Below are 25,311 nucleotides of genomic sequence, written 5' to 3'. Positions count from 1 at the left end.
TCAGGCGCCTCGAGGGCAGCACCGATCGCGCGCCGGGTGTGAACACCCGACGCACGAGGTGCAGACGGAAGAGGAAGGCAGGCTCAGCGCCCGCCCGAGGCCCACTTCCCGTATTCGTCGTACTCGTCGTCGTCGACGGATCGTGGCTGGTTGGACACGTCGCGTTGCGACGGCCCGTGCAGCTCACGCTCCAGCGCGCTCAAGTCCGTGTCAGGTGTGTAGTACTTGAGCTGCCGTGCGACCTTGGTCTGCTTGGCTTTGGCTCGGCCGCGCCCCATGGCGTGACCCCCTCGTGCGTCGTGCCGGGACGGCATCGCTCCTCGGAGAACCGGGTGGTTCTTCGATGTCCGCGTAGCGGCCCCGGGAATGTGTGTGTTCTCGTGGTGCTAACGCTACATGAGTGAGGCAAATCCTGCGCCCGCCCCACCCCCTGATCGGCGGCGCGTCGCACCTGCTCGAAGCGGGCCGACCGGCCGGAGGTCGCTCGGGGGTTGCTCGGGGGTTGCTCGGGGGTCCGCCAGGGACCGTCAGGGGTCGGGGGGTACGCTTCCGGGCGGCCGGTCGGGCGTATACACCTTGTGTCTCGGAAGCGGGACGATTTGACTCTTTTCAGTGTTTAACCGCCATTAGACTGGCCGAGACTTTACCCTTGCTTTACTGAGCCCCGATTGGGGCGCATGCGTGTCGCTGCACCTAGCGACAGGGTGGTGGGGATATGACAATGACGACTCAGGATCGACACGAGACCGAGAAGCTACTGACTCCTGCCGAGGTTGCGGCCCTGTTCCGTGTGGACCCGAAGACGGTCACGCGGTGGGCCAAGGCAGGAAAGCTGACTTCGATCCGGACCCTTGGTGGGCACCGGAGGTATCGCGAGTCAGAGGTGCGCGACCTTCTGGGTGGCGGGCACTGATCTCGACGGAAAGTTGGGGGTAAACCGGTCAGATCGTCGGGGGAGGCGCACCACACGGTGTTCCTCCCCCGACTGCTACCCGGTGGTTGGACGTGGTGGTCAGGCCCGGCCGTGGGGGACGGGGTTGACCGTGCACACGAAGTACTTCACGACGCCGCCGTCGACGAGGGCTCCGGCGCCGATGGCCGCCTGCACCTCGTCCGCGGCGTCGAGCACGCCGTTGCCGTCGCGGTCGCCGGCCGCCAGCACCGCGGCATACGTGCTCGTCAGCGAGACGGCGTGCACCTGCCAGCGTCCGCCGTTGTAGCCGGGGTCGCCGGGGGCCGCGGTGGCGACGCTGCGCTGCACGGCGCCGAAGCTGTAGATCGTGTCCCACGACTGCGCGGGTGCGCCGGTGCCGCTGAGGTCGGTCGGCGTCGCGACCGTACGGTAGAGCTCGTGGTCGACGTAGAACGCCGGCCCCGACACGCCGCCCGCCTGGGCGGAGGTGCCCGCGGCGAGGGCGGGGAGGGCGACCGCGGCGACACAGAGAGACCGGATGGTCCTGCGAGTCAGCTTGTGAGACATGGCTTTCCACCTTTCGTCCGGTCACCCTGACCGGCTCACCACCGAGTCAATCCCGTCCCGGTCGTGCACTCCATGACGAGGTGGTTATCCGGTCCTTACGGCTCGGCGACGTCGGTGGCCGGTCCTATCGTGGCGGGATGACGAACCCACCCGAGATCACCGCCATCACCCTCGGCGTCCGCGACGTCGAGCGCTCCCGCGCGTTCTACGTCGACGGGCTCGGCTTCCGCTCCGTCCTCCACCTGCCGGAGATCACCTTCGTCCAGGGTGCCCCCGGCGTGCTCCTCGCCCTGTGGGACGTCGCGCAGATGCCGAGCGAGTACGGCGACGTCGCGCACGGCTCCTCGGCGCCACCCGTGTCGCTGGGCCACAACGTCACCGAGGTCGGCCAGGTCGAGGCGTTGTATGCCGCCGCGCTGGCTGCCGGCGCGACCTCCGTCTCCGCCCCGACCGAGCGCGAGTGGGGTGGGGTCAGTGCGTGCGTGGCCGACCCGGACGGCTTCCGCTGGGATCTCGTGCACAACCCGAACTTCCGGGTCGACGCCGACGGCACGGTCCACCTGGGCGAGGCGCCTGCCTAGGCGCCGCCTCGAACCCCGTCCAGGCGAGCCCGCCACGGATGGCCGGCCGGCTGGGCGTCGACGACTCGCCGGAGCACCGCCACCTGGGCGGCACCGAGCAGGGGGAGCGCGGCCTCGAGGTCGGCGTCGTCCTTGGGGCGTGGCGAGGCGGCCTTGTGGGCGAGGACGAGCTCGGGGCGCAGGTAGCGCACACCGTCGCGCTCCCACGTGGCATCGTCCAGTGACACCACGAGCGAGGGGTCGCGCTTGAACTGCCACCGTCCGTCGACGTCCGGGTTGAGCAGGATCTCCCCGCGCCACGGGGCGAGCGCGTGCTCGCGGACCCAGATCTGGCCGGAGTCTTCGGGCACCTCCCGTCCGGGCCGCAGGTGCAGCAGGCCTGAGTCGCCGGCGGACCACAGGTGCCAGTGCGGCTCGAGGTGGGCTCGGATCGCGCCGACGTCGCGGCGGAGCACCGAGACGTCGATGTCCTCGTGGTCGCGGGCCACGCCGGTGAAGGCCTCGAGGGCCCAGCCGCCGGCCACCCACCAGGGCACGTCGAGCCCGGCGAGGAGGTCCCGGACCTCGGCGGGGGTCCACGGGTGCTGCGGACCGTAGATCCGCTGGAACTCGTCCGGTGCGAGCCACTGCTGCCCGCCGGTCGTCACCTCGTCCTGCTCGTCCGCCTCCTGCTCGCCCACGACGCCACGCTAGCGCCGGCGGCTCGCCTCAGTGGCCGAGTGCGCGCAACTGGAGGCGCAGGGCGAGACGCGTCTCGGGGTCGTGCAGGTCGAGCTCGACGACGCCGGACAGGCGCTGCATCCGGTAGCGGAGCGTGTTGGGGTGCACGTGGACCCGCGCCGCGGCCGCCCGCGGGTCGCCCGGGTGGTCGAGCCACGCCGCGACCGTCTCGAGGTAGGCCGTGTGGTGGGCCTCGTCGTGCTCGCGCAGGGCGGCGACCGGACCGAGCAGCTCCTCGGTCCAGATGCCTCCGAGGGCGCGGGCGTTGGTGACGGCCGCCCAGGCGTCCTCGACCGTCGTGGTCGTGCCCGAGACGCGGCCGACGTCGCGCAGGCGCTGCACCTCGGTGGCCTCGCGTCGCGAGCGGTCGAGGTCGACGGTGCGCGAGACCCGGCCGCCGGCGCTCGCCGTGGCCGTCGGCGTGACACCCGCGACCTCCTCGACGACGCCGAGCAGCCACTCCCACGTGCCGGGGGACGCGTCGCCGGGCACGTCTCGCACGAGGGTCAGGGCGACGCCGTCGAAGATCGCGAGGAGCGGCTGGCGCCACGAGCGGCGCCGAGCAGCGGACTCCCACACGTCGAGCTCGTGCTCGGTGTCACGGGGCGCGCCCTCACCGGTCGGGTCGGTGCGCGGCCGGTGCGCACCGGCGAGGACGACGACCCGCCACGGCGGCGCCGGCAGCCAGCCCTCGGCCTCGAGCGTGTCGCCGCTCAGCACGGCCCGGAGCCGGTCGGCCGAGACCCGTCGGGCGAGGTCGGCCTGCGACCGCAGGCGCAGCAGGTGCAGGGCCACGACCGACGCCGTCTGGGCGAGCGAGCCCATGACCTGCTCGGGTGGCTCCTCGTCGACGACGGCCCAGATCGAGCCCAGCCACTCGGTGCCGGCCCGCACCGGTACGACGACGCGGGCCCGCAGGCCGCGCCCGGCCGGGACGAAGAAGGGCTCGTCGGAGCGCGCGAGCCGGCGGAACACCCCGCGCCCGCGGAGGTTGGCGATGACCTCGTCGGGCACCCGCCGGCCGACGATGGTCGAGACGCGCGCCGGGTCGGCGACGTCCTGGGTCGAGGAGTAGGCGAGCACCCGCGACTGGGTGTCCTCGATGGTGATGGGAGCCGCGACGAGAGCCGCGCACGCGTCGGCAAGGGCGAAGAGCTCGTCGAGCACCGGGCCCTCCGCGCGCACCGCCGGTCCGCTCGCCGCGCGGTCGAGGACACCGCGCAGCAGCCACACGACGTGCGCCCACGACGCGTGGTCGGCGAGCTCCACGAGGCTGACGCGGAAGCGGGCCGCCGCGGCGCGCACCTGCTGGTTGCGGGCCGCGGCCCGCCGCAGCACGACGGCGCCGCAGTCGACGGCCGCCGCGCCCTCGAGCAGGGCGGCCGCCTCGGCCGGCCGCTCGACCCCGACGCCGAGGAGCAGGTCACCGGCCTGGCCGAAGACGCCCGAGCCGGGCTCGGCGAGCGTGACGTCGTCGACCGTCGGACCTCCGACGTCGACGACCACCGTGAGCAGGCCGCCGCCGAGGGTGCCGACGAGCTGAGCGATGGGCAGGCCGACCGGGGTCGTCGACGAGGTGCGGGTCGCGGACCGTCGGGTCGCGCGGGACGGGGCGGACGGCATACGACCATTGTGGCCCGGTGTGGTGCTCCCAGCACAACAAGGTTCGCAAACAGTGGCAGCGCAGCACCATGGGCCCCTTCACGCGCGGCCCCACCATGGAGGCAAGGCACCACCCGAGCACCAGACCCAGGAGTCGATCGCATGGCCGCTGTGACCCCCGCCGGTACCCCCGTCCCCGAGCGCGTCGCCGTCGTCGGCGCCGGCATGGTCGGTCTCGCCACCGCCTGGTTCCTCCAGGAGCGTGGCGTCGAGGTCACCGTCATCGACCGCGACGGCGTGGCCGCCGGCGCGTCCTGGGGCAACGCGGGCTGGCTGACGCCCGGCATCGCGACGCCGCTGCCCGAACCCGCCGTGCTCAAGTACGGCCTGCGCGCCGTCCTCAGCCCGAGCTCGCCCGTCTACGTGCCGCCGAGCGCGCGCCCGGACTTCCTCCGCTTCGTCACCGGCTTCACGCGCCACAGCACCATGACGGCGTGGAAGAAGGCCATGGGGGCCCTCGTGCCCGTCAACGACCTGTCGCTCCAGAGCTTCGACCTCCTCAAGGCCGGCGGGGTCGACGCCGACACCTACGAGGCGAAGTCCTTCACCGCCGCCTACCGCACGGCCGAGGAGCGCCAGACCCTGCTCGAGGAGATCGAGCACATCCACGCCTCCGGCGGCGACATCACCTTCGACGTCCTGAGCGGCGACGAGGCCCGTGCCATCGAGCCGGCCCTGTCCGACGAGATCGGCGCCGCGATCGTGCTGCACGGTCAGCGCTTCATCAACCCGGGCGCCTACGTCGCCGCGCTCGCCGACTCGGTCACCGCCCGCGGCGGCAAGATCGTCACCGGCAGTGCCGTCTCGCGCATCACCGACACCCCGGCCGGCGTGCGCGTGACGAACGACTTCGGCCAGGCCGAGCACTACGACGCGGTCGTCGTCGCGACCGGCGCGTGGCTCGGCAAGCTCGCGCGGGAGTTCGGCGTCACGCGTGTGGTCCAGGCCGGCCGCGGCTACTCCTTCAGCGTCGCCGTCGACGACCTGCCCAACGGCCCCGTCTACTTCCCGGCTGCGCGCGTCGCCTGCACGCCCGTCGGTGACCGCCTCCGCGTCGCCGGCATGATGGAGTTCCGCCAGCCGGAGGCCGCGCTCGACCCCCGCCGCATCAAGGCCATCGTCGAGTCGGCGCGCCCGCTGCTCCAGGGAGCCGACCTCGACCACCGCCAGGACGAGTGGGTGGGCTCGCGTCCCTGCACCATCGACGGGCTCCCGCTCATCGGCGCCTCGAAGAACCCCAAGGTCTTCGTCGCCGGCGGCCACGGCATGTGGGGCATCACCCTCGGCCCGGTCACCGGCCGCCTGCTCGCCGAGCAGATGGTCACCGGCCGCGCGCCCGAGCAGCTCGCGCCCTTCAACCCGCTCCGCTGAGCGCCCCCGGCAGCACCGGGAGACACGGACAAGGCCCACCTGACGACACTCGTCAGGTGGGCCTCCGTGCGCGTCCCCCCGCGCATCGGCGGCGCGTCAGCGCCCGCCGGAGACGGCTGCCACCGGACCCCTCAGTGCGGCGGCAGCCGTCAACCGTGGTTCGGAGACGTCATGCGGACCGGATTGGTGCCGATCCGAAGGCGACGTCGAACCGGTCGCACCAGATGACGACCGAGGTCAGGCCCGACAGGTCCGTGCCTGCCGGGACGGCGTAGTTCTGGTTGCCGTCCGTGGCCTTGAGGTCGCCGAGCGGGACGAACCGGCCGTCGTCGTAGCGATGCCAGTCGTCCCCTCCCGCAGGCTGGTCGGTCAGCCACACGACGACGTCCGGCCCGTCGCTCGTCGAGAAGCCCTCGAGCCGCAGGATCGTCGTGCCGTCGGCCAGCTCGAGCACCCGGGCCGTGCCGGAGGTGGCGTGCTCCCCGTCGACGAAGCGCCCTTGGCCGACGACGTGCGGAGCCGCTGGTGCGGCCGGGGGCGTATGCCGTGTGGTCGGCCCCGTGCCCCCGCCGGCCGTCGTGGCGGTCGCGACGGCCACGGGGACCGGCTCGTCGACGACGCTGCGGGTGAGCAGCCGCCACGGCTGGAAGAGGACGAGGCCGGTGACGAGCCCGACCGTGGCGACGGTGACGGCGGCGGCGATCCAAGGGCGTCGTGTCATGGCTCCAGTGCACCGGCTCCGGCGTGGCCGGACCATGACGAGAGCCTTACGAGGTGCTGACGTCCCTACGGGCCACGCCCCGGGACGCGTGCGTCAGGCGGGGGTGAGCACGACGAGGGTGTAGGCGCCTACCGAGACGGTGCCGCTCGCCGGCTGGTCGTCGAGGGGCTCGTCCACCGCGTCCACGTCGTGGGTCTCGTGGCCCGCGAAGAGGGCGCTGTAGGTCGCCGCGTCGGAGTTGAAGCGGACCACCCACGGCCCGGCGGACGGCATACCCGTCGTGATGTCGCGCGCCTCGGCGCTCGCGTTGACGACGACCACGGCGACGTCGTCGCCGGAGCGCCGTGCCCAGGCGAGGGCCTTGGCCTCGTCGTCGAGGTGGAGCACCTCGAAGCCCTCGCCACGCAGGCCGCGAGAGACGCCGTCGACGTCGCGGCGCAGGTGGATGAGGTCACGGCCGAGCCGCACGATGTCGCGGAACTGCTCGGCCCGCTCCCAGTCGAGCGGCACGTCGTCGCGGAACCACTCGTCCTCGAGGAACTCCTGGCCCTGGAAGAGCATCGGGATGCCGGGCGTCGTCAGGGCGATGGCGAAGCCGAGGGTCGCGCGTTTCTGCGCCGCCCAGCCGCTCGGGTCATCCCCGTCGACCTCGTGGGGGACCCGGAGCTTGCCGTTGGCCACCTCGTCGTGGCTCTCGGTGTAGACGATGCGCCGGAACGGCTCGTCGTTGCCACGCAGGGCGTCCGCGAGCTGGGTCATCGAGCGCTCCGCGTCGTCGACGGCCGTCAGCAGCCCCCTCACCGGGTGCACGAAGCTCGTGTCCCACTGGGCGTGGAAGCCCGCGCCGCCCTCGTCGGAGGAGGTGATCGCCGGGTCGGACTGGAGGTCCTCGGCGATGAGGATCTTGTCGGGATGCCGCTCACGGATCGTCGTCGTGATCGAGCGCATGAGGTCCCAGCCCTCGGGGAGGTCGCCGCTGCCGAGACCGTCGATGGTGCGCACGTAGAGGGTCGCGTCGAAACGGAGCCCGTCGAGGTGGAACTCCTCGAGCCACATGAGGGCGTTGTCGTGGAGGTAGGCGCGCACCTCCTCGCGGCCGTAGTCGGGGCGGGTGTCACCCCATGGGGTCGACGAGCGCTCGTCGTTGTAGAAGTAGATGCCGCCCTTGCCGTCCTCGCTCCAGCCGTCGAACTGCCAGAGGGACAGGTCGCTCGGGCCGTAGTGGTTGATGACGACGTCGAGGATGACGGCGATGCCGTGCCGGTGGGACTCCTTGACGAAGGCCTTGAGCGCGTCGGCGCCGCCGTAGCCGCTCTCGACGGCGAAGGGGTTGGACGGGTTGTAGCCCCAGGAGTAGTCACCGGCGAACTCGGCGACCGGCATCAGCTCGATGGCGTTGATGCCGAGCTCGGCGAGGTAGCCGAGCTTGCCCGCCAGGCCACCGAGGTCACCGACGTCACCCTGGGTGGCGACGAACGATCCGATGTGGGTCTCGTAGATGACGAGCTCGTCGTGCGGCGGGCAGCCGAACGTGTCACCGCCCCAGTCGAAGGCGTCGCGGTCGTAGACGACGGCGTTGCCCGACGAGTTCGTGACGACGCGAGCGCGCGGGTCGATCCGCATGAGGCGCTGGTCGCCGTTCGTGATGACGAACTGGTACTCGTCGCCGGGCCCGGCGCCCTCCACGTCGGCGTACCAGTGACCGTTGTCCTCGGAGACCATCGCGTGGCCGTCACCCGACCAGTCGGTGAAGCTGCCCGTCACTGCGACGGCGTCGGCGTTCGGGGCCCAGACACGGAAGGCGGTCCCGCCCTCGTGGGGCATCGACCCGAGTCCGGGGCGATGGGCGTCGTGCTCGGACATGCGGGCTCCAGTCGGGTCGTGAGGGGGGCAGCCCGAGCGTAGACCTGGCTGCTCGAGCCGACCCGTGACGTACCCGATCGGCCTGCCCGGCTCGCTCAGCCCGGCTCGCTCGGCTCGCTCGGCTCGGCTCGCTCGGTCGACTCGCCGCGTCAGCGCAGGTAGCCGGTGACGTCGGCGATGACCTGCACGGTGCCGGCGGAGTGGTTGACGATCGTCAGCGTGCCGGAGGTGGTGAGGCGGCCGACGAGGAGGTTGGCGACGGTCTGGCCGGCGGCGAAGTTGGCGGTGGAGCTGCCGGTGGTGGCGGTCGAGTCGGCGCTGAGGAAGCCGGCCGCCCGGGGTGAGGTGGCGGTGAGGTTGATCGCGGCGGCGGTCGCTCCGGCGGGCACGGGTGACCCGGTGACGCCGGCGACCTTGATGGTGAGCGAGGCGCCGGCGGCGATCGCGGTGCGSACGGGGTTGGMYGTCGTGCCGACGCGGGTGTCGAGCAGGCGAGTGGGCGTCACTGGGACGAGGTGCGAGAAGGACGAGGGCCGCACGGCCGCCGACGGGGTCGAGGCTGGGCCGGCACCGATGACGTTCGTCGCCGTCACCGTGAAGGTGTAGGCCGTCTCGTTGCGCAGCCCGGTGAGGGTGGCCGACGTGGCGGAGCCGGACACCGTCGCGCTCGCCCCCGCGGGCGAGGACGTCACGGTGTAGCCCGTCACCGGGCTGCCGTTCGACGTGGCCGCGGTCCAGCGGACGGTCGCGCGGCCGTTGTCGGGGACCGCCGACACCGACGTCGGGGCCGACGGCGCGGTGGCCACGAGGGAGAACCGCATGGCGTCGACGCCGACCTGGGCGGTCGTGGGGCTGGGTCCGTTGTCGCCGGCGTGGACCCGCACCGAGGTCCCGGAGCGGGCGAGGTAGGTGCCGAGCGGGGACCACGTGCCCGCCGCCGTGGACTGGTCGACGACGGTGGTCGCGGACCCGCGGGCGTCGGTGACGGCATACGTGACCTTGGCGTCGGCGCGGGTGGTCGGGACGTAGGCGCTCACGCTGTACAGGCCGGCGGAGAGGGCCGGGGACCACGTGGCGCCGTTCTCCTCCGTGCTGCCGTTGGCGTAGGTGGAGTAGGCGCGTCCCTGCACACCCTGGCCCTGGTTGGGCTTCCAGTAGGACATGTTGCCGGTGAAGACGAACGACGGGCTGCCTGGGCCCGTCGTGTCGGAGCCGTAGCTGATCGGGACCGGCGCGCCCGTGACGCGGCCGCCGACCCAGTCGGCGTCGATGTCGATCCTCACCCCGCCCCACGTCTCGCTGCCGGTGGCGTACTGGTGGAGCCGCTGGCCGCCGGCCCAGTAGCTGTCCCGGAACTCGGGGTGACTCGTCGAGTCGGACAGGGTCTGCAGCCCGTTCCAGCTGGCGAACCACACGTTGTCGGGTGCGGTGAATCCCGTCGTGCCCATCGCCGTGGACAGGTCGACCATGAGCGAGGCGCTGCTGCCGTACGCACCGGACGTGTAGCCGCGGGCGTGCAGCTCCTGCGTCCACGCCGTCAGGAACGACAGGACCGTGGCCGTGCAGCCGGAGACGGTGGGGTCGTACGCCTCCATGTCGTAGTAGACGGGCGTGCCGGCGCCGAGACCGAAGAAGGCCGCGCGCCCGGCCGCATCGGCAGCGGCGGCCCTGCCCTGCGCGGCAGCCTGCGTCGGGTCGATGGTGCTGAGGCCGGTCTGGTCGACGCAGGGTGCCTGTGGCCCGACGTAGATCGGGATGAGTCCCCAGCCCATCGAGCTGACCTGGCTCACCCACGTCGAGGAGAGGTTGCCGTCGCCGCAGGCCCGCATCGAGCCGCCGATGTAGATGCCCACGGCACGGTAGGGGGAGGCCAGCCAGGACTGCATCGTCGCGACGCTCGGGGCGGCGCACGCGTCGAACGCCATCCCGGAGAAGGGGTGTGGCCCCGAGGTCGCGGCGGTCGAGGTCGTGCCCGGGGAGGCGGTGGCCGTGGAGGCAGTAACCGACGAGGACGAGGCGGACGGGGTGGCTGCCGTCGTGCCGGCGGCTGCGACCGGGGCCGTGCGCGTGACCGCCGAGCTCGCGGTCGCGGTGGCGAGGACGTCGTCGACCCTCGACTCGCTCGCGCCCCACGTGGCGTCGACCTGCACGTCCTGTGCCGTGAACCTCGCCACCTTGGTGCCGGCGACGCGGTCGGTGCCGGTGTGGGCCCGGAGCGTGCCGAGGGCGGTCGTCCTCGAGGTCGTCGCCGTGCTGGCGCGGTCGGAGCCCGGGTGCAGCCAGATCGTCTCGGCGCGCCCGACGAGGTGCGCGGGGCAGTCCTGCTGGGAGCCCGGTCGGCCGAGGTAGACGGCCCGCACGTCGAGGCGGACGCAGCGGGTGGGGTCGGCGTCGAGGTCGACGACGGCCCAGTCGGACGGAACGGAGAGGTGGACGCCGCGGTAGTCCACGGATCGCGTGCCCGTGGGTGTCACGGCCGAGGCCGGCGCGGGGGTCGCTGTCGCGGGAGTCGCTGTCGCGGGAGTCGCCGGTGCTGGAGCCGCCGTCAGGGCAGCGGCGCTCGCGCTGGAGACTGCACCGAACGCCAGTGCGGCAGCACCGACGAGTGCCGTGAGTCGGCGGGGTGAACCGGGCATGTCAGAACCTCTCGAGCGTCACGGCGGTGGTCCGGACGGCACGTGGATCCCGGCGGAGGCACGGCACAATTCGGGTGAATCGGACCACCCCCGTCGGAGGGTACCGGCTCGCCGCACCGCTGGGGCCCTTCCGGGCTCGTCAGCTGCCCGGGCGGGGTGCCGGCCCGCCGATCACGTCGTGAGGAGGTATGCCGGGTGCTCGGGGACCGCTCCCGTGTCGCGCAGGTGCCGGGCCAGGTGGAGGGCGCCGTCGAGGGCACCACCGCGGGCCGCTGAGCGCCGGGCGCCCGCGCCGACCCGGGCGAGCCGGTCGTCGAGAGCGTCCGCGACCGGTCGGGCGCTGAGGAGGCCGCCGGTCGCCGTGAGGACCGGGTCGGTCAGGCCCTCCGCCGCGCGCAGCAGCGAGTCGGCGAGGTCGGCGCCGGAGCGGGCGCAGAGGGCGTGGGAGACGTCGTCGTCGGCGGCGGCCGCCGTGACGAGCGGGGCGACGGCGGCGAGGCGCTCGGGGGCGTCGGGGCTCGTCATGACGAGCCGCGGCCAGCCCTCCGGAGGGCCGAGCAGGTCGCTGGCCGCTGCCAGCAGGAGCGGCGACCCGTCGGGGAGCCCGTCGTGGGCGCGCAGTGCGGCGCGGAGTCCGGCCATGCCGAGGGTCGCCGCCGACCCGGCGTCGCCGAGCACGTGCCCCCACCCGTCGACCCGGCGCCACTGCTGCTCGAAGTCGGTGCCGAACGCGACCGCCCCGGTGCCCGCCGCGACGACCGCGCCGGGACCGATCCGGCCCGTCGCGCCGACGAGGTTGGCGACGGCGTCGCTGACGACGACGGTGCGCTCGGCGCCCAGGCCCTGCGCCACGGTGCGCAGCACCTCCGACCGGTCGGCGAGGAAGAGCAGGCCGCGCATCGACCAGACGACGACCGCGGGAGCCGCTGTGCCACGACGGGCCTCGTCGTCTGGGCGCGCTCCCAGCAGGGCGCGGGCGTCGGACACGAGCGCTGCGACGTCGATGCCGCCCGCCCCGACCCGCACGCCCGGTGCCGTGAGCACGGGGCCGGGCGACACGGCACACGTCTGCAGTCGGAGGCCCGACCCGCCGACGTCGACGGCCACGACCCGCTGCCCGCTCACGCGAGCGAGCCGATCACTTCGCCATGCCGGCGGTCAAGCCCGCGACGATCTGCTTCGTGGCGACGAGGAAGAGCACGATGAGCGGGACCGTCGTGATGACGAGCCCGGCGAAGACGGCCGAGTAGTTCGTCGCGTTCTCGCCGAAGAAGCTCGTCAGCCCGACCGGGAGGGTGTACTTGTCCTCGCTGCGCAGCAGCACGAGCGGGAAGAGGAAGTCGTTCCAGATCGGCACGAACCGGAAGACGGCCACGGTCGCGAGGGCCGGGCGCACGAGCGGGACCATGATCCGCCAGAAGGTCTGCCAGCTGCTCGCGCCGTCGAGCGCCGCCGCCTCCTCGAGCTCCTCGGGCAGCTGCCGGAAGAACGTCGTGAGGACGAAGATCGAGAACGGGATGCCCGATGCGGCGTACATGAGCATGAGACCGAGCCGCGAGTCGATGAGCCCGAGCCCGTCGAAGAGGTAGAAGATCGGCAGGATCGCGAGGTGGATCGGCAGCATCAGGCCGGAGAGGAAGAGCGCCTCCAGCCAGCGGAAGATCCGCGACCGCCCGCGGGCCAGCGCGTAGGCGGCCATCGTCGCGACGGCGGTCGAGATCGCGACCGCGCCGACCGTGACGAGGAGCGAGTTCCCGAAGTACGTCGCGAAGTTGCCGGTGGTCCACGCCTCGACGTAGCTGGCCGTCGTCGGGGGAGCGGGGAGGCCGAGCGGGTCGGTGATGAGGTCGGCGTTGGTGCGGAAGCTGTTGCTCACCATGAGCAGCAGCGGCACGAGCGCCAGGGCGGCATACCCCCAGAGGAGCACGCTGGCACCCGCGCCGCCCACGGGACGGTTGACCCGCGGTGGGCGCCGGCGGCTGCCCTGGGCCGGACGGGCCGCGACCTGCTCCTGCGGCGCCTCGGTGGTGACGACGGCCGTGGTCATGCGGTGATCCTCCGCTCGTGACGGCGCAGCACGGCCGTGGCGGCGTAGGCGCCACCGAAGATGATGAGGAAGAGCAGCGTGGCGAGGGCCGAGGAGCTGCCGATGGCGTCGGTCGCTCCCGAGTCGAACGCCGTGCGGTAGAAGAGCAGCGACACGAAGTCCGTTGCGCCCGCGGGGTTTCCGGTCGAACCACCGAAGGCGTAGGGGAGCGCGAAGGCCTCCATGGCGAAGATGAACGTCAGGACCGACACCGTGCCGATGGCGGGCACGAGCAGCGGCAGCGTGATCTTGAAGAACGCCTGCCGGTTGCTCGCGCCGTCGACGCGGGCCGCCTCGGTCAGCTCCTCCGGGACGCCACCCAGTGCGGCGCCGTAGAGCAGCACGGGGAAGCCGATCCACTGCCACACGCTGACGAGGATGACGACCCAGATGGCCGTCTTCGGGTCACCGAGCCACGGGAGGGCCCATGACTCGAGGCCGACCTTCGTCAGCAGCGTGTTGACCGGCCCGAACGTCGGCGACAGGAGCAGCGTCCAGAGGTAGCCGATGACGATCGGGCTGACGAGGTAGGGCATCGCGTAGAGCGTCTGCAGCATCCGGCGACTGCGCGGACGCGTGTAGAGCAGGTAGGCGATCGTGAGCCCGAAGGTGTTCTGGATGAGCATCGTGCCGATGAAGAAGAGCACGTTGTGCAGCAGCGCCCGCGGGAGGTCTGTCGTGAACGGGGCCCTGGTGAAGAGCGTCACGAAGTTCTCGAGGCCCGCGAACGCTCCGCGGGTCGTGCCCTGCCACTGGAAGAAGGCGTAGGAGAACGCCGTCACCATCGGGTAGAGCACGAACACCGCGAAGAGCGCGAGCGCCGGAGCGACGAAGACCAGGCCGGTGCGGCGCCTCATGCAGGAACCGTCACGCGCTCGGCTTGAACCAGGTCTTGACGCCGGTCTCGAGGTCCTGGCTCACCGCGGTGGCGTCCTTGGAGCCGAGCAGCATCTCCTGCAGGCCCTTGCCGAGCAGGTCGGTGCCCGTGGGTGCGCCGTAGCGGAAGTCGGTGAGCAGCAGGTACGGCGAGCCGGACTTCGTGTAGTTCTCGCTCATCTGCTTGAGCAGCGGGTCGGTCGGCTCGACACCCGGCACGGCCGAGATCTGCTTGATGTCGTCGTTGACCATCTGGCCGAACTCCTTCGTGGTCATCCACTTCACGAGCTCCGTGGCCTCGGTCGGGTGCTTCGACTTGGCGGAGACGGCGAAGTTGCCATCGGCCCATCCTGCCGTCGTCGCCTCGGACCCGCTCGGCGAGCCCGGGGCCGGCGGCACCTGGAAGATGCCGATCTTCATGGCCGGGTTGGCCTTCTGGAAGACGGACAGGTCGAAGCTGCCACCGGGGATCATCGCGGCCTTCTCGGCCGAGAAGAGCGTCTGCGCGTCGGTCTGGGCCACGCCGGTGGCGTTCTTGGGCATGTACTTCTCGAGGTCGCCCACGACCTGCACCGACCCGACCCAGTCAGGGTCGGTGAAGGTCTTCTGGCCCGAGAGGACCTCGCCCTGGAAGGCCTTGCCGCCGAAGCGCGGGGCAGCGAGCACCTCGTGGACGATCGGGAGCGTCCAGTCGTCCTTGGCGCCGATGGCGATCGGCGTGACGCCGGCCGCCATGAGCTTGTCGTTGGCGGCGATGAACTCGGCCCACGTGGTGGGGGCCTTGATGCCGTTCTTCTCGAAGAGGCCCTGGTTGTAGAACATCTGGACGGTCTGGCGCGCGAGTGGCACCGAGTACGTCTTGCCGTCCTCCTTGCCCTTGGCGCTCGCGACGACGTTCTCGTCCCAGCCCGCGAGGTCGACCTTGCCGTCGAGCGGCAGCAGCGACTTGCTCGCGACGGTGCCCTGGAGCTGGCCGTAGGAGCGCACCTGGGGCACGTCGGGGCCGCTCGAGCCGGCGAGGCCGGTCGCGAGGATCTTGTTGTACTCCGTCGCCTTGAACGCCTTGAAGTCGATGGTGACGCCGGGGTGGGCCTTCTCGTACGCGTCGAAGATCTTGGTGTACGCCGCCTCGTCCTCCACGCGCCACGACCACACCGTCAGGGTGACCTTGCCGTCGTCACCGCCGCTCGAGGAGCCCGAGGAGGAGGGCGAGCAGGCGGTCACGACGAGCGCTCCGGAGAGCGCGGCGATCGTGAGGACCGTGCGGCGTGCGCGCCGCGACGAGCCGGGGAGGCGTGAGGCGAACGTCATGGTGGTGCTCCTGTCGGGTTCTGCTGGGTGCCTGGGGGTCGGCACGGGTGGGTGGGAGGGTGGTGGGTTCAGCGTTCGGGGGTCGGGGCGGCCGGTGCGGCCACCTGGCCGCCGAGGGACGTCAGCGCGTGGGCCACGGAGCCGTCGTGGGCCGCGATCGCGTTGCGGGCCGTGGCGGCGTCGATGCCCGCGAGCATCGAGAGCAGTGCGGGCTTGAGCTCGCCGTCGGCGTCGTCGAGCGCCCGCCGGGCCTGCTCGGCGTCGGCGCCGGTGGCCTCCTGGAGGATCCGGACGACGCGGCCGCGGAGCTTGGCGTTCGTCGCGACGACGTCGACCATGAGGTTGCTCCACGTGCGGCCGAGGCGGATCATCACGGCGGTCGAGAACGAGTTGAGGACGAGCTTCTGGGCGGTGCCGGCCTTGAGGCGGGTCGAGCCGGTCAGCGCCTCGGGTCCAGTGCGCACGGCGAGCAGCAGGTCGGCGTGGACGGCGACCTCGGCGTCCGGGTTGGCGGTGACGAGGGCCGTGACGGCGCCGAGCTCGCGAGCCCGCGCGAGAGCGCCGGCCACGAACGGCGTACGCCCGGAGGCCGTGAGGCCGATGGCGATGTCGCCGGGACGCAGGGCCTCGGCCTCCTCGCGACCGAGGTCGACGTCGTCCTCGACGTTCTCGACGGCCTCGAGCAGGGCGCCGGGGCCACCCGCGTGGTGGGCCACGACGAGCCCGGCCGGGGCGTTGAAGGTGGGGCGCAGCTCGGCGGCGTCGAGCACGGCGAGGCGTCCGGACGTGCCGGCGCCGAAGTAGTGGACGGCCCCGCCGGCGCGGAGCGACTCGACCGCGCGGTCGACGAGGAGGGCCAGCTCGGGGAGGACCTCACCGACGGCACCGGCCACCGTCGCGTCCTCGGCGTTGAGGGCCCGGAGGATGTCGAGGGAGGTGTGCGTGTCGATGGACGTCGTCCCCGGATGGCGCTCCTCGGTGGGGGCGTCCACGGTCACCTCGCTGCTCACCCGTGCGAGGTTAGTTTCCTACGTCGCCAGCGTCAATGCCGTAAATGAGTAACATTCGCGTCACGGTCCCCAGTCCTCGAGTGAGCGCTTCGTCCCACTCGACTGAGCGCCGCGTCCCACGCGTCGCCGACTCCGGGACGTATGCCTGTGGCTCGGCGCTCACTCGACTGTGACTGGGCGCTCACTCGAGTTGGTCAAGGGCCTCGGTGTCAGTCGGTGACGTGGTGGCCGGCGACGGCCTCGCGGGTGTCGGCGACGGCCTTGCGGGCCTTGCGCAGGTTGCGCTGCGCGACGGCGATGTAGAGGCAGTCGACGACGGTCAGGGCGGCGATGCGGCTCGCCGTGGCGCCGGAGCGCAGGCTCGTCTCGCGTGCCGCCGTCGTCAGGAGGATGTCGACGCCGGAGGCCAGCCGGGACAGCGGGAAGTTCGTGATCGCGAGCGTCCGCGCACCCGTCGAGCGCGCCGCCGCCAGCGCCTCGATGGTCTCGGTCGTCGTGCCGGAGTGCGAGATGCCGACCGCGATGTCGCCCGGGCCGAGCAGCGTCGCGCTCGTCAGGGCGATGTGGGGGTCGTTCCACGCGAAGGCGACGATGCCGATGCGGTGCAGCTTCTGCTGGAGGTCGGTGCCGACGATCGAGCTCGCGCCGATGCCGTAGATGTCGACGCGACCGGCCCGGGCGATGGCTGCCGCCGCCGAGGCGAGGGCGTCGCGGTCGAGCTGCTGGGCGGTCTCCTCGACGGCGCTCGCGTCGCTGAAGGCCACCTTGGCGATGATGTCGTCGATGGTGTCGCTCGCGCTGATGTCGGTGCCGCCGCGGTTCATGGTGCGCGGGTGGGCCGACTCCTCGGCGAGCGCGAGCCGCAGCTGCGGGTAGCCGGGCAGCCCGAGCCGACGGCAGAAGCGCAGCACCGTCGTCTCGGACGTGCGTGCTGCCGTGGCCAGCTCGCTGATGGTCAGGCCGGCGGCGCGGCGCGCGTCGGCGAGGACGATGTCGGCGACACGGTCCTCGGCGGGCGACAGCGAGGGCTTGATCCCCCGCAGGCGGATGAGCAGCGACGCGCTCGCGGCACCTGCGGGGGACGAGGCCCCGTCCTCGGTCCTGGGCATGGGCCTACGCTACGGCGTCGCGGCCGGCGAGCCGCCAACCGTCCGCCGTGAAGGCGCCTGGTGTCTTCTCGCCGTCGAGCAGGACGCCGCCCGGTCCCCGGACGACGACGTCGTCGACGGCGACGCCCCGACCGAGGTAGCCCCCGTCGGTCGTGTGCCGCCAGCGCAGCAGCTGCGACCCGGCCGGCAGGTCGGCCCGCACCTGCACCCAGCGCCGCGTGCCGGCGCCGGAGATGACGCCGTCGGCCGTCTCGGTCTGCCCGCGGTCGACGACGTCGAACGGCAGGGCCGTCCACGTCGCGCCTCCGTCGGTGGAGCGCTCGAGGTGTAGCAGGTCGGTCTCCTCGGTGTCGAGGAAGAGGTCGAAGCCGAGGCGCGCACCTCCCGGACCGACGGGGAGGGCGGGTGTCGTCAGGGTGGTGGTCGTCGCGTTGTCGGACCCCGTGAACCAGGCCGTGTCGCCGTGGCGCGGGCGGATGCCCATCGACGCGGCGAGCCCATGGGCCCACTCGCGACGGGCGAGGTTGATCGATCCCCAGTTGCGAGAGGGGTGCACGCGGTTGGTGAGCAGGATCGCGAACGACCGCGACGTGAAGTCGATGACGATCGACGTGCCCGTGTAGCCGGTGTGGCCCGCGGTGCGGGGGCCCGACAACGCGTCCATGTACCAACGCTGGTCGAGCTCGAAGCCGAGGCCGTGCGAGTCGCCGGGGAAGGCGCCGTTGAAGTTCGTGATGAGCGCCTCGACGCTCTTGCGGCTGAGGATGCGCTCGCCGCGGTAGGAGCCGCCGTTGAGCAGCGCCTGCGAGAGGATCGCGAGGTCGTCGACGGTGGAAAAGACCCCGGCGTGGCCGGCGACCCCGCCCAGCGACCAGGCGTTCTCGTCGTGGACCTCGCCGCGGACCATGCCGCGCGGCGGCGCCGTCTGGTACTCGGTCGCCGCCGTCCGGGCCTTGTCGGTCGGGTTGTAGCCGGTGTCCTTCATCCCGAGCGGCGCCGTGATCCGGTCGTGGACGACGGTGTCGAGCGGCTCGCCCCGCAGCTTCTCGACCATGACGCCGAGGGTGATGAGGTTGAGGTCGCTGTAGAGGTAGGTCGTGCCCGGCGCGTTGGTCAGCGGCTGGTCCATGACGGCCTTGATGCGCGAGGCCTTGTCGGGCCACTTGCTCCACAGCGGCAGCCACGAGGTGAAGCCGGACGTGTGCGTCAGCAGCTGGCGCACCGTCACGGCCCCCTTGCCGCCCGCGGCGAACTCCGGGAGGTATGCCGCCACCGGGCTCTCCAGGGAGACGCGCCCCTCCTCGATGAGCTGGACGACGGCGATCGAGGTGAAGAGCTTGGACACCGAGGCGAGGTCGAAGATCGTGTCGGTGCGCATCGGCTCCCACTGGTCGCGGGGCAGCTCGGTGCTTGCGTCGGCGTAGCGGAGCGCCCAGCCGCTCGCGTCGCGTTCGACGATGCGTCCCTCGTGGCCCATGATCCCGACGGCGCCGGCGAAGAGCGGGTGTCCGCTCGCGTCGACCTGCTCGTGGGCGTGGATCCGGTCGACGGCCTCGGCGATCGGGGCCGGGTCGAGCCCCAGTGACGCGGGGCTCGCGTCGGACAGCACGGTGTTGGGCGGCGCGAAACCGCGGTCGGGCTTGCTGAAGTCGTCGGCCGTCGCGGAGCCGACGGGTCCCGCGGTCACGAGACTGCCCGCGAGGGCGAGACTGCCGAGGGCAGCGGGGACGAGGGTGCGCAGGCGCATGTCACTCCTAGATCGTGCAACAGGTCGTGCAGCGGGTGGTGAGCCGGTGGACAGGTCAGTTCGAGGGGCCGCGGTAGAGGAGGTACTGCTGGCGCCGCGCGTCGAAGGCCGCGAGCTCGTCGCGCCACGCGCCGACGACCTCGGCGGCGGGGGCGCCGGCCGAGATCTGGGTGCGGAGCCGCTGGGAGCCGGTCAGCTTGTCGATCCAGTAGGGTCGCGCCGGGTCGTAGGAGTCGTAGCGCCAGGCGAAATCGCTGTAGAGCGCCTTGGCCGCGACGAGCATCTCGACGCTCGAGCGGATCGGGTCGAAGGCGGACGGGTCGGTGACGTGCAGCTGGACGCCGCCGCAGACGAGTCCGGTGTGCTTGCTGAACGTCGGGGAGAAGTAGGCCTCGCGGAAGCCCACGCCCGGAAGGTCCAGGGCGGCGAGGCGTTCGGCCCACCGGAAGTCGACGTAGGGCGCGCCGATGAGCTCGAACGGCCGGGTCGTGCCGCGGCCCTCGGAGAGGTTGGTCCCCTCGAACATCCCCGTGCCGGGGTAGACGAGCGCGGTGTCGGGAGTCGGCATGTTGGGACTCGGCATGACCCACGGGAGCCCGGTGACGGCATACGGCACGTCCCTGCGCCAGCCCTTGACCTCGATGACGGACAGCTCGCGCAGGCGGCCGCCCGCGTCAGCCGTGAGGAACTCGCCGTCGAAGTAGCGGGCCAGCTCGCCGACCGTCATGCCGTGCGCCTGGACGATCTCCTTGGCGCCGACGCCGGAGGTCCACGGCGTGGTCATCATCGGCCCGATCGCCGTGCCGCCGATGGGGTTCGGGCGGTCGAGCACGACGAAGCGGGCGCCGACGGCGACGGCCGCGCGCATCGCCGTGTACATCGTCCAGATGTAGGTGTAGAAGCGCGAGCCGACGTCCTGGATGTCGAAGACGACGGTCTCGACGCCGGCCGTGCGGAAGAGCGTCGTCATCTTGGCGGCGTTGGCGCCGTAGGCGTCGTAGACCATGAGCCCGGTGCGCGGGTCGGTGTGGTTGCCCTCGGAGTCGCCGGCCTGCGCGGTGCCGCGGAAGCCGTGCTCGGGCCCGAAGACGCCGACGATGTCGACGGCGCCGGACTCGTGCATCTCGTCGACGATGGTGCGCAGGTTGGTGAGGATGCCGGTCGGGTTGGTGATGATCCCGACCTTCTGGCCCGAGAGCGCCGACCAGCTCGAGGCGGCGGCGCTCTGCGCGCCCGTCGTGACGGGGTTGTTGGGGTAGTTGCTGGCGTATGCCGTCGGGCCGGCCTGCGCAGCAACGGAACCCGCTGCTGTGGCGGGGATGGCGACGGCGCCGAGGGCGCCGGCGGTGAGCAGCTGCCTGCGGTTGAGGTTGGTCATCTGGTCGCTCCCTGTCGTGGCGGGTGTCAGTAGGTGAGGCCGTGGCCGAACGGGTAGAGCACCGTGGCCGGGTCGCCCGCCACGGGGATGTCGACGGGCAGCGAGGCCGTCGGCGCGACGTCGCCCGTGATGACACGCGCCACCGCCTCGATCGCGACGGGGCTGTAGGAGTACGTCGCGAGGTAGGTCGGGGCGCTCGTGAAGTAGGCGATGTCGTAGGGGTCGCGCACGGCGACGACGACGACGGTCTTCCCGGTGGCGAGGAGCGCCTTGACGAGCTTCTGCTGCCCGCCACGGGTGTCCGTGACGCTCGTGTCCCAGGCCTTCATCGTCGTGACGACGACGACGTCCTTGTCGGCGGCCGCCGCGACGGCGGAGGCCACCACCGTGTCGGTGGGCGACGTGCCGGTCTGGACGGTCTGGACCGTCGCGCCCTTGGCCGTCATCGCTGCCGCGAGGGTCGCCGTCGTCGAGACGCCGTAGCCGGTGACGAGGACCTTCTTGCCGGCCGGGGCGATCGGGAGGGCCTTGGCGTCGTTCTTGACGAGCGTCGTCGTGCGGTCGGTGACCGAGCTCGCCGACGCGAGGTGCGCAGGCGTGCCGACGACCGACGAGAGCGCGGCGGGGTCGGCGTACGGTCGGGCCACGATGCCGCGGCGGTACTTGAGGCCCAGCACGCGGCGTACCTTCGCGTCGAGCTCGCTGCGCGGGATGCGGCCGCCGCGGACCGCGGCGATGACGGCGGCGTAGGCGTCGTCCATCGCGGGGGTCATGAGCAGCTGGTCGACGCCGGCGAGGAGGGCCCGGACGGCCACCTCGGCGTCGCCGTAGAGGTCGCGGACGCCCTGCATGGCGAGCGAGTCGGTGACGATCACGCCCTCGTAGCCGAGCTCCCCGCGCAGCACGCCCGTCATGATCGGCTTGCTCAGCGTGGCCGGGTTGCCCGAGTCGTCGAGCGCCGGGAACGACAGGTGCGCCGTCATGATCATGTCGATCTGCTCGTTGATGGCGGCCTTGAAGGGCGGCGCGTCGATCGACTCCCACTGCTCGCGCGTGTGGGTGATGATCGGGAACGCGACGTGGCTGTCGGTTGCGGTGTCACCGTGGCCGGGGAAGTGCTTGGCCGACGACGCCACGCCACCGTCGCGCTGGTAGCCGGCGACCTGCGCGGCCGCCAGCTCGGCGGCGAGGGCGGCCCGGGACGAGAAGGACCGCGTGCCGATGACGGGGTTGAGCGGGTTGACGTTGACGTCGCAGTCGGGGGCGAAGTTCGTGTTGACGCCCATGGCGAGCAGCTCGCGGCCGGTGATCGCGGCGGCCGTGCGGGCGTCGGCGGCGCTCCGGCCCGCCCCAAGGGCCATCGAGCCGGGGAACTGCGTGGCGGGCGGCCCGATGCGTGTCACCACGCCCTGCTCCTGGTCGGTCGCGATCTGGAGGGGGATCCGGACCTTGCTCGACTGCGTCAGGGCCGCCTTCTGCAGGCCGTTGGAGAGGCCGACGATCTGGTCGGGGTTCTGCACGCTGTCGGTCCAGGCGAAGTAGATGACACCACCGAGGTGGTACTTCTGCACGACCTCCGCCGGGCTCGCGACGCCGTAGAGCGGGACGTTGCGGCTGTCGGGGGTCGTGGCGTCCTTGCCGTAGACGTTCTGGATGAAGAGCTGACCGACCTTCTCCTCCAAGGACATCCGGGCGATCGTCGCGGTCACCCAGCCCGTCTCGCCGGCGGTCGCTGCAGGCGAGGAGCCCGCGGCGGCGCGGGCGCTTCCGGCTGCCGCACCGGCCGCTGCTGCGGCGAGGCCGCCCGCGATCACGGAGCGACGTGAGAGTTCGGACATGGACATGGTGCCTCCAGGAATGTGAAGAATTCACGCAATCTGCCGTCGCGCCGGAACTTACCTACGTACCGTGGCGTAGGCAACAGATAGCGGCGTGCCATCTCACGACGCGCCGGGCGGGGACCGGCCCACCGGCCCCACCCGCCGGCCTCGCTCACCAGCCGGCGAGGGACCTCACGGTCTGCACGGTGTCGACCTCGGAGACCGGCTTGTCGTCGCGGTAGCGCAGCACCCGGGCGAAGCGCAGGGCCATGCCGCCGGGGTAGCGCGACGACTTCTGCACGCCGTCGAAGGCGATCTCGACGACCTGCTCGGGGCGCAGTGGCACGACACCCCACTGCTGGTCCGAGCGCCCCGCCTCGACGTCCGTCGGGTCGAGCGCCAGGCCGCTGAACCGCTCGGTCTGCCAGGCGAGCATCTCGTCGGTCATCCCCTTGAAGGTCTTGCCGAGCATGACGAGCTCACCGGTGTCGGCGTCGCGGGCGCCGAGATGGATGTTGGACAGCCACCCCCGGCGCCGACCGCTACCCCACTCGACCGCGAGCACGACGAGGTCGAGGGTGTGCCGCGGCTTGACCTTGACCCATCCGGGACCGCGGCGGCCGGCGAGATACGGCAGCGCGGGGTCCTTGACGACGACGCCCTCGTGCCCGGCCGCGACGAGGTCGGCGAAGAACTGCTGGGCGCGCTGGGGGTCGGCGGTGCGCTCGCGCGGCACCCGCCACGCCGGCGGCACCGTCGCGGCGAGGCGCTCCCAGCGCACGTGCGCGGGCTCGTCGAGCAGGTCCTCGCCGTCGAGGTGGAGCACGTCGAAGAAGTAGGGCGTGAGCGGCACCTCCTCGCGCAGCCGGTCGACGTCGGCGCTGCTCGCCGTGCGGGCGCCCGTCACCTGGAAGGGCTGGGGCCGGCCGCCGTCGGCCAGGGCGATGACCTCGCCGTCGAGGACGAGGGTCTCGACGTCGAGGGCTGCGAGCGCCTCGGTGATCTCGGGCATCCGGTCGGTGACCTCGTCGAGCGTGCGGGTGAAGAGGCGCACGGTGCCCGGGCTCGTGCGGTTGTCGACGTGGGCCTGGAGGCGTATGCCGTCGAGCTTGGTCTCGACGACGACCTCGCCTCCCAGCGTGGCGAGCGCTGCGGCGACGTCGGGGGCCGAGCCGGCGAGCATCGGGCGCAGCGGGCGGCCGACCTCGAGGGTGAGCGCCTCGAGGGCCTCGGTGCCCCCGGTGAGGGCGGCCCGGGCGACCGGCCCCGCGAAGCCGGCGAGCATGACGGCCCGGCGCACCGCGGCGTCGGGGACGTCGGCGGCCCTGGCGACGGCCTGGAGCATGACGCCGTCGCCGGCGCCCTGCCGGGTCTCTCCGGTGATGAGTCCGCGGAGCCAGGCCTGCTCGTCGGCGGTGGCGCGTCGGAATAGCTCGCGCACGGCGGAGGAGCGGGCGGCGCCGGACCCGGACCCGCCGATGGCGGCGATCGCGGTGGCGGCGGCGTCGACCTCCTCGACGGTCAGGGTCGAGGTGTCGGCCGGCTCGGGCAGGCCCTGCAGGCCGCGCCAGCTGACGCCGATGCGCCGCTGGGGGAGCGCGCCCGACAGGTGGGCGGTGACGACCTCGACGACGTCGGGACCGTCCTGCGCCGCACGCCGCAGGCAGGCCGCCAGCGCCTCGACCTTCGCGGTGCGCGACGACGTGGCGGCGACGGTGTGCGAGGTGGCGACGACGTCGGAGAGCTGCATGCCCCGATCCTGCCCGCTCCCACCCACATCCCCACCGTCGAGAGGCCACAGTTTGTGGGTGGCCAGGTGTCGAGGGGCCAAGGTCTGCGGGTGCCCGGACTAGATTCGCAGGATGAGTGGCATCGTCGACCGGACTCGCGGTCTCGTGCGCAGGGTCGCGCTCGGCACGGCAACCGCGGTCGGCGCGCTGCTCGTGACCGCCCGGACCACGCCCTGGCCGTCGGCGCTGCTCATCCGGGCGGTCTTCGACCGTGGGGCCGCGCACGCGAGCGCCGCCCTGGAGAAGCACGTCCCGGGCGACCTCGTCGAGGTCGTCGACGAGGCGTATGACATCTCCTCCCCCGACGGGCGGCTCGACGTCTTCCGGCCACCTCGGACCGAGCCGCTGCCCACGGTGGTCTGGGTGCACGGCGGTGCGTTCGTGTCCGGGTCGAAGGGCGACGTCGCCAACTACCTCCGGGTGCTCGCCGGCCGCGGGTTCACGACGGTCGGGGTCGACTACTCGATCGCCCCCGGCTCGCGCTATCCCACGCCCGTCAAGCAGGTCGCCGCCGCGCTCGACCACCTCGTCGACCACGCCGACCGGCTCGGCGTCGACCCGGCGCGCATCGTCCTCGCCGGCGACTCGGCCGGCGCCCAGATCGCTGCGCAGGTCGCGCTGCTCGCCAGCGACGCTGCCTACGCGAAGGACGTCGGCATCGAGGTGGACGTGCCGCCGGCGTCCCTCAAGGGTCTCGTGCTCTTCTGCGGCGCCTACGACTTCAGCCTCGCGCAGGGTTCGACCCGGCTGGGCAGCTGGCTCATCGACACGGCCATCTGGTCCTACCTCGGCTCGACCCGGCGCCACGACGAACGGACGACCCGTCAGGGCTCGGTTCCGGTGCACGTCACGTCGTCGTTCCCCCCGGCCTTCGTCTCGGCCGGGAACGGTGACCCTCTCCTCCCGCACACGGTCGCGCTCGTCGAGGCACTCGACCGGCACGGCGTCGACCACGACGCCCTGCTCTTCGACGACGGCCACGAGCCGCGGCTCGGGCACGAGTTCCAGTTCGACCTCGACACCGCGGACGGGCGCGAGGCACTGGACCGGGCGGTCGCCTTCATCGAGCGCGTCGCCGGCTGAGGACCGCGCGAACTCTGGCCCCTCGACGGTCGAGGGGTGGGGCGGGGCGGCACTTGACGTGGAGGGG

21 protein-coding genes are annotated in these 25,311 nt (G+C 72.4%); 4 read left to right on the top strand and 17 right to left on the bottom strand.

Going from position 1 to position 25,311, the window contains the following annotated elements:
- Positions 1–83: 83 nt before the first annotated feature.
- On the bottom strand, positions 84–278 hold the full coding sequence (locus ASH01_RS04775) for a DUF3073 domain-containing protein (protein ID WP_020142456.1): 195 nt from the start codon (positions 276–278) through the stop codon (positions 84–86).
- Between the two features lie 443 nt (positions 279–721).
- Between ASH01_RS04775 and ASH01_RS22365 the strand changes: the two genes are divergently transcribed.
- Entirely contained in the window at positions 722–913 is a 192-nt protein-coding gene (locus ASH01_RS22365; protein WP_045191048.1) for a BldC family transcriptional regulator, read from the top strand.
- Positions 914–1,012: 99 nt separating this feature from the next.
- Here ASH01_RS22365 and ASH01_RS04770 read toward each other — a convergent pair whose 3' ends face one another.
- Positions 1,013–1,480 carry a hypothetical protein gene (locus ASH01_RS04770; RefSeq protein WP_056771943.1) on the bottom strand — a complete coding sequence of 156 codons (468 nt, stop codon included), beginning with the start codon at positions 1,478–1,480 and terminating at the stop codon, positions 1,013–1,015.
- Between the two features lie 137 nt (positions 1,481–1,617).
- Here ASH01_RS04770 and ASH01_RS04765 point away from each other — a divergent pair, with 137 nt between their 5' ends.
- The gene (locus tag ASH01_RS04765) at positions 1,618–2,061 is read left to right on the top strand and encodes a VOC family protein (protein ID WP_056771939.1); all 444 of its coding nucleotides are present in this window, start codon (positions 1,618–1,620) and stop codon (positions 2,059–2,061) included.
- On the opposite strand, the gene ASH01_RS04760 is transcribed toward ASH01_RS04765, so the two are convergent.
- Positions 2,058–2,741: a nucleotidyltransferase domain-containing protein gene (locus ASH01_RS04760; RefSeq protein ID WP_056771937.1), complete on the bottom strand. Its 684-nt coding sequence runs from the start codon at positions 2,739–2,741 to the stop codon at positions 2,058–2,060. The genes ASH01_RS04765 and ASH01_RS04760 overlap by 4 nt on opposite strands.
- Positions 2,742–2,769: 28 nt before the next feature.
- Positions 2,770–4,404 (bottom strand): PucR family transcriptional regulator, encoded by a 1,635-nt coding sequence (locus ASH01_RS04755; protein ID WP_235509525.1) that lies wholly within the window; start codon positions 4,402–4,404, stop codon positions 2,770–2,772.
- A gap of 141 nt (positions 4,405–4,545) precedes the next feature.
- Here ASH01_RS04755 and ASH01_RS04750 point away from each other — a divergent pair, with 141 nt between their 5' ends.
- Positions 4,546–5,814 carry an NAD(P)/FAD-dependent oxidoreductase gene (locus ASH01_RS04750; protein ID WP_056771934.1) on the top strand — a complete coding sequence of 423 codons (1,269 nt, stop codon included), beginning with the start codon at positions 4,546–4,548 and terminating at the stop codon, positions 5,812–5,814.
- 169 nt (positions 5,815–5,983) lie between these two features.
- Here the strand turns inward: ASH01_RS04750 and ASH01_RS04745 are convergent, their stop codons facing one another.
- From ASH01_RS04745 to ASH01_RS04685, 13 genes are all read right to left on the bottom strand, one after another.
- Positions 5,984–6,535 carry a DM13 domain-containing protein gene (locus ASH01_RS04745; protein WP_056771931.1) on the bottom strand — a complete coding sequence of 184 codons (552 nt, stop codon included), beginning with the start codon at positions 6,533–6,535 and terminating at the stop codon, positions 5,984–5,986.
- Positions 6,536–6,628: 93 nt separating this feature from the next.
- On the bottom strand, positions 6,629–8,398 hold the full coding sequence (locus ASH01_RS04740; protein ID WP_056771929.1) for an alpha-amylase family glycosyl hydrolase: 1,770 nt from the start codon (positions 8,396–8,398) through the stop codon (positions 6,629–6,631).
- Positions 8,399–8,547: 149 nt separating this feature from the next.
- Positions 8,548–11,034 carry a glycoside hydrolase domain-containing protein gene (locus ASH01_RS04735; protein WP_156415417.1) on the bottom strand — a complete coding sequence of 829 codons (2,487 nt, stop codon included), beginning with the start codon at positions 11,032–11,034 and terminating at the stop codon, positions 8,548–8,550.
- A 171-nt stretch (positions 11,035–11,205) separates the two neighbouring features.
- On the bottom strand, positions 11,206–12,159 hold the full coding sequence (locus tag ASH01_RS04730; RefSeq protein ID WP_056771923.1) for a BadF/BadG/BcrA/BcrD ATPase family protein: 954 nt from the start codon (positions 12,157–12,159) through the stop codon (positions 11,206–11,208).
- Between the two features lie 13 nt (positions 12,160–12,172).
- Positions 12,173–13,081: a carbohydrate ABC transporter permease gene (locus ASH01_RS04725; RefSeq protein WP_056771920.1), complete on the bottom strand. Its 909-nt coding sequence runs from the start codon at positions 13,079–13,081 to the stop codon at positions 12,173–12,175.
- Positions 13,078–13,977, bottom strand: a complete 900-nt coding sequence (locus ASH01_RS04720) for a carbohydrate ABC transporter permease (RefSeq protein ID WP_056771918.1) — start codon at positions 13,975–13,977, stop codon at positions 13,078–13,080. The genes ASH01_RS04725 and ASH01_RS04720 overlap by 4 nt, the downstream gene beginning before the upstream one ends.
- Positions 13,978–13,987: 10 nt before the next feature.
- Entirely contained in the window at positions 13,988–15,307 is a 1,320-nt protein-coding gene (locus ASH01_RS04715; RefSeq protein ID WP_056771917.1) for an ABC transporter substrate-binding protein, read from the bottom strand.
- A 68-nt stretch (positions 15,308–15,375) separates the two neighbouring features.
- Positions 15,376–16,317, bottom strand: a complete 942-nt coding sequence (locus tag ASH01_RS04710) for an N-acetylmuramic acid 6-phosphate etherase (protein ID WP_056771914.1) — start codon at positions 16,315–16,317, stop codon at positions 15,376–15,378.
- A gap of 209 nt (positions 16,318–16,526) precedes the next feature.
- Positions 16,527–17,426: a MurR/RpiR family transcriptional regulator gene (locus tag ASH01_RS04705; RefSeq protein ID WP_020142469.1), complete on the bottom strand. Its 900-nt coding sequence runs from the start codon at positions 17,424–17,426 to the stop codon at positions 16,527–16,529.
- Between the two features lie 4 nt (positions 17,427–17,430).
- Complete coding sequence (locus ASH01_RS04700) at positions 17,431–19,173, bottom strand: serine hydrolase (protein WP_056771911.1); 1,743 nt, start codon at positions 19,171–19,173, stop codon at positions 17,431–17,433.
- Between the two features lie 55 nt (positions 19,174–19,228).
- A complete protein-coding gene (locus tag ASH01_RS04695; protein ID WP_056771909.1) occupies positions 19,229–20,551 on the bottom strand; it encodes an exo-beta-N-acetylmuramidase NamZ family protein in 1,323 nt (440 codons plus the stop codon).
- Between the two features lie 26 nt (positions 20,552–20,577).
- Entirely contained in the window at positions 20,578–22,389 is a 1,812-nt protein-coding gene (locus tag ASH01_RS04690; RefSeq protein ID WP_235508508.1) for a glycoside hydrolase family 3 protein, read from the bottom strand.
- Positions 22,390–22,543: 154 nt separating this feature from the next.
- The gene (locus ASH01_RS04685; RefSeq protein ID WP_056771903.1) at positions 22,544–24,121 is read right to left on the bottom strand and encodes an ATP-dependent DNA ligase; all 1,578 of its coding nucleotides are present in this window, start codon (positions 24,119–24,121) and stop codon (positions 22,544–22,546) included.
- A gap of 112 nt (positions 24,122–24,233) precedes the next feature.
- On the opposite strand from ASH01_RS04685, the gene ASH01_RS04680 reads away from it, so the two are divergent.
- On the top strand, positions 24,234–25,244 hold the full coding sequence (locus ASH01_RS04680) for an alpha/beta hydrolase (protein ID WP_082619397.1): 1,011 nt from the start codon (positions 24,234–24,236) through the stop codon (positions 25,242–25,244).
- Positions 25,245–25,311 lie beyond the last annotated feature (67 nt).

Source organism: Terrabacter sp. Soil811, from assembly GCF_001429655.1.
Lineage (GTDB): Bacteria > Actinomycetota > Actinomycetes > Actinomycetales > Dermatophilaceae > Terrabacter.
This window is presented reverse-complemented; position numbering and strand designations above follow the sequence as displayed.